The following is a 5,453-nucleotide window of genomic DNA, read 5'->3' as shown; positions in this document are numbered from 1 at the left end:
CGGATTAGATCAGAGGGGCAAGGTCAATGCGATCAGAAGGTGGCGATTGAACGAGGAAACGCAGCACAGGCCGCCCGCTCATGGACAAGTCCGGCGTCCCCAGGGCGGGGCCGGAGCGGAGGCGTTCCGGGCGATGTAATGAAGCGTCCAATCGGAAAAGCTGCGGCTCTGCGACGCGCTGGAAAGTATTGCCGATGCCTTGCCAAGCGTCGATCGCTTGAAATGCCTTGGCATAGCCCGCGCGATCGTTCGCTGCTTCGTGACTTCAACGGTTCGAGGAGACGGTCATTTTCCCCGTGGATGAGGCGCACTTGACCTCAGCCGAGGCCAATCTTGCCTCTACCCGCCGGTTGCGCGCCGAGCATGTCGAGGATCAATGCTTCGGCGACGAGGTGGCCGAAACGCTCGTGGCGATCGGTCATGGTGATCCGATAGAGCCTGCGGAAGTTGTCGGGTTCATGCTACGCGGCTTCTTCGAAGGCTTGCGGCGACACATCGCGTTCGAACGCGAGCAAGCGGATCGGAATAAGCGACGTAGGCCCGGCGCTTAGGTCTCATTCCAAGGGCGGTTACCGCGCGCCTCGGCCGCCGCAGCGCTGCTCCAGCCGGCTCATACTGTCCACGGTCACATGGCGGTTGTTCTCGATCCGGATCACGCGGTCAGCCCGCAATCGCGTCAGCTGGCGGCTCACGGTCTCGTTCGTAAGTCCAAGGAAATCAGAGATGTCGGCACGCGTCAGCGGCAGATCGAAGCACACCGACCTGGCCGCCGGGTCAACATTGGGGTCGATATTCCGGGCGATCATAAGGAGAAAGCTCGCCACCTTCTCCGGTGCGGTCTTGCGCCCCAGCGTCACCATCCATTCGCGTGCCTCGTCGAGCTCGTTCAGCGTCTGCTTGAGCAGGCGATGCTCAAGTTCCGGTGTTTCCTTCATCATCCGTTCGATGGCCGCTCTCGGAAACGAGCACAGCGTGACAGCGGTTGCCGCTTCCGCATTGATCGCGCTTTTCACCTTGAAGGGCCGTCCCAGAAAATCAGGTGCGAACTGGAGGCCCACGATCTGCTGGCGGCCGTCCGAAAGGCTCTTCGTCAGCTTCACCACGCCTGAAAGCACGTTTGAATAGCTCTCGACGGCCTCGGCGTCACCTATCAGTTCGACCCCCGGCTCGATCTTGTGCCGCGACGAAGTCTTGGCGAGCCGCGCCAAATGGTCTGGATCGAGCGCACCGCAGACGCCACGGTGCCGTGCCTCGCAAGGTAGGCAAAGAACGGGAATGCCGGAACTGTGAATATCCTGCCGTACTGTCATTCGATCGCTCTACCGATCCCAAGTGCCGGCAGGATAGCAATCGACGGTAGAAAAATCCTTGCGGCAGTTTGTCCGTGCTGGAGGCTGACCGAAATCAGGGCTTTGGCTGTTCGACGCGTCCAGAGTTCCGGCGATTCAAACATGGTGGACCACGACATGCGACCGGAATTAGCTGCCAGACTTGGCGAGAACGTCCCCCGCTACACCAGTTACCCGACCGCGCCGCATTTCCATCCGGGCGTCGACGCGGCTGTCCAGAAAGGCTGGTTGGAGGCGCTCGAAGGCGGTGACGAGATATCGCTTTACCTGCATATTCCTTATTGCGACAGGCTCTGCTGGTTCTGTGCGTGCCATACCAAGCAGACGCGCCACTATGAGCCGGTGACCGCTTATCTGGGCTCGCTACGCGCGGAGATCGCCAAGGTTGCCGCCCTTATCAGCGGGAAGGTCTTTGTCTGCGCAATCCACTTCGGCGGCGGCTCGCCGACAATGCTGAAGCCTGAGGATATGGTGGCTCTAGGCGCGTTCTTGCGGGACAGCTTCGATTTTGTTCCGAATACGAAAATCAGCATCGAGATCGATCCGAACGATATGGACGAAGCACGCCTTGATGCGCTTGCCGAAATCGGCATGACGCGGGCGAGCCTCGGCGTGCAGGATTTCGATCCGAAAGTGCAAAAGGCGATCAACCGCGAACAAAGCTTTTTGCAGACCAAGGCAGTCGTCGACGGAGTTCGTTCCCGCGGCGTCGAGTCCGTCAATCTGGATCTGCTCTACGGCCTGCCGCATCAAACCAGGGAGAGCCTGTGTTCCACCGTAGCGCAGACGCTGACCCTGGAACCGGACAGGATGGCGCTGTTCGGCTACGCTCACGTGCCCTGGTTCAAGAAACATCAGACGATGATCGACGAGGCATGGCTCCCCGGTCCCACGGAGCGGTTCGCGCAATCGCAACTCGCCGCGCGGGCGATTTTGGACAAGGGATATGAAGCAATAGGCCTCGACCATTTCGCCAAGCCGGGCGATGCGCTGGCGGTGGCGGCCTGCACAGGGGCCCTGCATCGCAACTTCCAAGGCTACACAGAGGATCGCTGCGAGACGCTGATCGGTGTCGGTCCTTCGTCCATCAGCCGGTTTCGCCAGGGCTACCTGCAGAACAATCCTTCGACCGCTGAGTACGGACGTATGGTCGCCAATGGCGGTCTGGCCGCCGTCCGCGGCATCGCCTTTTCCGACGACGATCGCGTCCGTGGCTGGATCATCGAGCGGCTGATGTGCGATTTCGCCTTCTCGGCGATCGACCTGGTGGAGAGCTTCGGGGAAGCCGGCCGAAAGCTCCTTATTCAGGCAAGCTCAATCGCTCTTCGGGATCCTGCTCGACTGCTTGAACTCCAAGGCGACAGTTTCGTCGTGCTGGCGGAAAGCCGTCCCTTCGTGAGGAGCATTGCGGCGAAGTTCGACAAATATCTCGAGAGTGGAACGGCCAGGCACTCGGTGGCAGTCTGAGCACCGCAGAGGAACGGTCCCGGTTTTCAGTCGATCGTGAACCGATGCGCTACGTTTTCATCGGCTACCGTCGCATTGCGGACCAGATACGAAGGTCTTGGGCCATAGGCGTCCGGTCGTGCCTTCCGGCGTCGTCCACCCCTCGGCCCGTGCGAGGAGCCGGATCGGGGCATTCTCGGCGCTTCGGTGGATTCCGACGGCTCGCGGTATGAGCTGATCCAGATTCCCGCCGGAGGAAGCATGCAATCTTGACCTCGACCAAACCCGCATGACGATCGTCGACGGCCGCGAAGTGTTCGCCAAGGCCGTGGAGATGATGACTGCCTGCTCGCAGGACGCGCTCGCCGCGGCCGGGATGCGGTCGCGGGATATCGATCGGTTCGTTCCGCACAAGGCTAACGCCCGAATTTTCGATGCCGTCGGGAGGAACCTCGGCATTGCCGATCACGCGATCGTCAAGACGATCGCCGAATACGGCAACTCTTCCGCCGCGACGATCCCTCTCTCGCTGTCGCCGGCCCACTAGACGGAGCCGTTTCGGCCGGGCGGAGAAAATTCTTCTGGCGGCAGCAGGCGCGGGTCTGAGCGGCGGTGCACTCGTCGTTGGAATCTAGCGGCGGCAACCGGCTGCGTAGAGTTGACCTTGTATGATGGGAAGGGCGCAGGCATTCGCGCGTAGACAGCGAGAATCGCTAAGCTTAGAGAACCCCAGGGTGGGGTGGCCCGAGACATAAGATATGGGAGGCGTCAATGGTCAGCCTAAGCCGGGCTCAGCTCTATGATTTGGTCTGGGCCAAGCCGATGACACAGATCGCCCGTGAACTCGGAGTTCGCGATCAGCATATCGCGCGGGCTTGCGATGTCTACAACATTGCACGGCCGCGAAACGGTCACTGGCAAAAGATTGAGCACGGCAAAGCAGTCCAAACGAAAGCGCTTAGCACCGACAGGTTCGGGGCAGATGAGATTGTCGTCATCGGCCAAGCTCCCGGTGAACACCTGCCGGAGTCAAAGCTGCTGGGGGTACCCCACGCAGATCAACTTGGCGGATCGACAGACGCACGCTCAGGCTGATGTGCCAACTTAAGGCTCAGCTCCAGCCTCTTCGCCGTCGATTGAGGGCAGGCTATGATGACAGGCAACAAGCGACTGATGAAGGCGAGCGATATCCCCGCCTTCGTTGTGACGCTGATCAAGGCTTGCTGCGATATCTGTGCTGTCGGCGATACTCGCTATGTGCTTGGCGACGTCGAAGAAACGCTGGCGGCGCACGATGAGCTGGAGTGCATAGGCGAAGCGTTTGAAGACCGCGATTCTTTGATACGAGAGAGCGTTGCCTACCTGCGTTCCATCGGTCGGTACCTCGATCCCGGTTCGCCGCCGACGCATTGGTCCGAAAACGAAAAATGGCACACTAGGGAACACGGGGGTGGGTTCATCCTCGGGACAAAACCGCGCCTGCCCCGCCAACGCGCGGACCGATCGACAATAGCGGTCACGGCGCTTTCCGGCTTGTCCCAACATGGCGAATTGGACATGCAGCCAGTGAGCCGGCCGTGTTAACTTCGCCGTGTTGCCGGGATCGAGTCAAAGATGCCGGAATGCGGCCGATTACCAGGCAAGTTCCGCAACTACCTCCAATTGGGAATTGCTCGTTGCACCCAGTAACCGTGACCAGGTGAATGCTTGGTCGAAGGCATCAAGCCATGCAGTGCGAAAATTCTAATCCGCCCGTTTCAACAACGCTCGCGCCATTTCGAAACAAGGTGTTTCGCTCGATCTGGACGGCCACGCAAATATCCAGTCTTGGTTGGCTTGTGCAAACGGTTGCCATCAGTTGGCTGATGGCAACCATTCTAGCGTCCGATCTGATGGTCGCGCTCGTGCAGGCCGACAACTCTCAATAACCAAGTTTGTCGCTGGGTCGTGCGTCTCACGGCGGCGCGGCCCACCGAACGGTTCCCGGGGTCATGTAGACACCGCGCCACGCGCCGCGCCGGTGGCGCGCAGGTATAGTCCTCGGGCTGGCCGGCATGGAGGCGCATATCCGCCCCGGTGGGGTCGATGTCGCTTATCTAGTCGACGACCACCTCAGCCGCGTCGTCCGCAAGCAAAAATGTCAGGTTCATTACAACCGCCATCCGGCACTGTGGGAGGTTTTTCCAAGCAATCAGGCGCTTACTGTGCGCTGAGCGCGCTGGCACGGCTTTTGCACTCTTGATGGTGACTGCACGCAATGGGGCAAGACGAGCAATGCTCTCTCCCCCGAACCCGTGTGCCGTCTCTGAGCGGGAACAAGCTCGCGCAGAAAGCAAGCTTTGGAGATCAACATGGTGGCATTGCGGATCGGGTCCCCGGCTCCTTCGATCAAAGTCGAGAACTGGCTGCGTGGCGAGCCCCTCACCAGCTTTCAGACCGGCAAAGTGTACATCGTCGAATTTTGGGCAACTTGGTGCGGTCCATGTGTGGACGGGATGCCCCATCTGATGCAGCTGCAGGAGAAATACAAGGAGAGCGGAGTTGAGATCGTTGGAGTCGCGGCTTCTGAAGACGCTCCAACGGCCCACGAGGCCCGAAGCAAGTTGGACGCGTGGTTGACCGAAAAGTTCTCGAATCTGAACTATCGGATCGCGTTCG

6 protein-coding genes and 2 pseudogenes are annotated in these 5,453 nt (G+C 60.1%); 7 read left to right on the top strand and 1 reads right to left on the bottom strand.

Going from position 1 to position 5,453, the window contains the following annotated elements:
- Positions 1–569: 569 nt before the first annotated feature.
- Complete coding sequence (locus tag DH10_RS03095) at positions 570–1,310, bottom strand: Crp/Fnr family transcriptional regulator (RefSeq protein WP_192244307.1); 741 nt, start codon at positions 1,308–1,310, stop codon at positions 570–572.
- Between the two features lie 156 nt (positions 1,311–1,466).
- On the opposite strand from DH10_RS03095, the gene hemN reads away from it, so the two are divergent.
- The 7 genes and pseudogenes from hemN to DH10_RS03060 all read left to right on the top strand — a co-directional run.
- On the top strand, positions 1,467–2,816 hold the full coding sequence (gene hemN / locus DH10_RS03090) for an oxygen-independent coproporphyrinogen III oxidase (protein ID WP_192244309.1): 1,350 nt from the start codon (positions 1,467–1,469) through the stop codon (positions 2,814–2,816).
- A gap of 141 nt (positions 2,817–2,957) precedes the next feature.
- A pseudogene (locus DH10_RS03085) lies at positions 2,958–3,430 on the top strand (3-oxoacyl-[acyl-carrier-protein] synthase III C-terminal domain-containing protein); the annotation flags it as partial.
- A gap of 136 nt (positions 3,431–3,566) precedes the next feature.
- The gene (locus DH10_RS03080; RefSeq protein ID WP_192244311.1) at positions 3,567–3,890 is read left to right on the top strand and encodes a hypothetical protein; all 324 of its coding nucleotides are present in this window, start codon (positions 3,567–3,569) and stop codon (positions 3,888–3,890) included.
- 57 nt (positions 3,891–3,947) lie between these two features.
- Positions 3,948–4,379, top strand: coding sequence for a hypothetical protein (locus DH10_RS37800; protein WP_312891189.1), 432 nt, complete (start codon positions 3,948–3,950; stop codon positions 4,377–4,379).
- A 143-nt stretch (positions 4,380–4,522) separates the two neighbouring features.
- Positions 4,523–4,708: pseudogene (locus DH10_RS03070) on the top strand (MFS transporter); the annotation flags it as partial.
- Between the two features lie 141 nt (positions 4,709–4,849).
- Positions 4,850–5,008 (top strand): hypothetical protein, encoded by a 159-nt coding sequence (locus DH10_RS03065; RefSeq protein WP_192384185.1) that lies wholly within the window; start codon positions 4,850–4,852, stop codon positions 5,006–5,008.
- Positions 5,009–5,146: 138 nt separating this feature from the next.
- On the top strand, positions 5,147–5,453 hold a 307-nt coding region (locus DH10_RS03060; RefSeq protein WP_192384184.1), incomplete at its 3' end, for a TlpA disulfide reductase family protein.

Source organism: Mesorhizobium silamurunense, assembly GCF_014843825.1.
GTDB lineage: Bacteria > Pseudomonadota > Alphaproteobacteria > Rhizobiales > Rhizobiaceae > Mesorhizobium > Mesorhizobium silamurunense.
The sequence above is the reverse complement of the archived record's forward strand: the minus strand, read 5'-3'. Positions and strand labels throughout refer to the sequence as shown.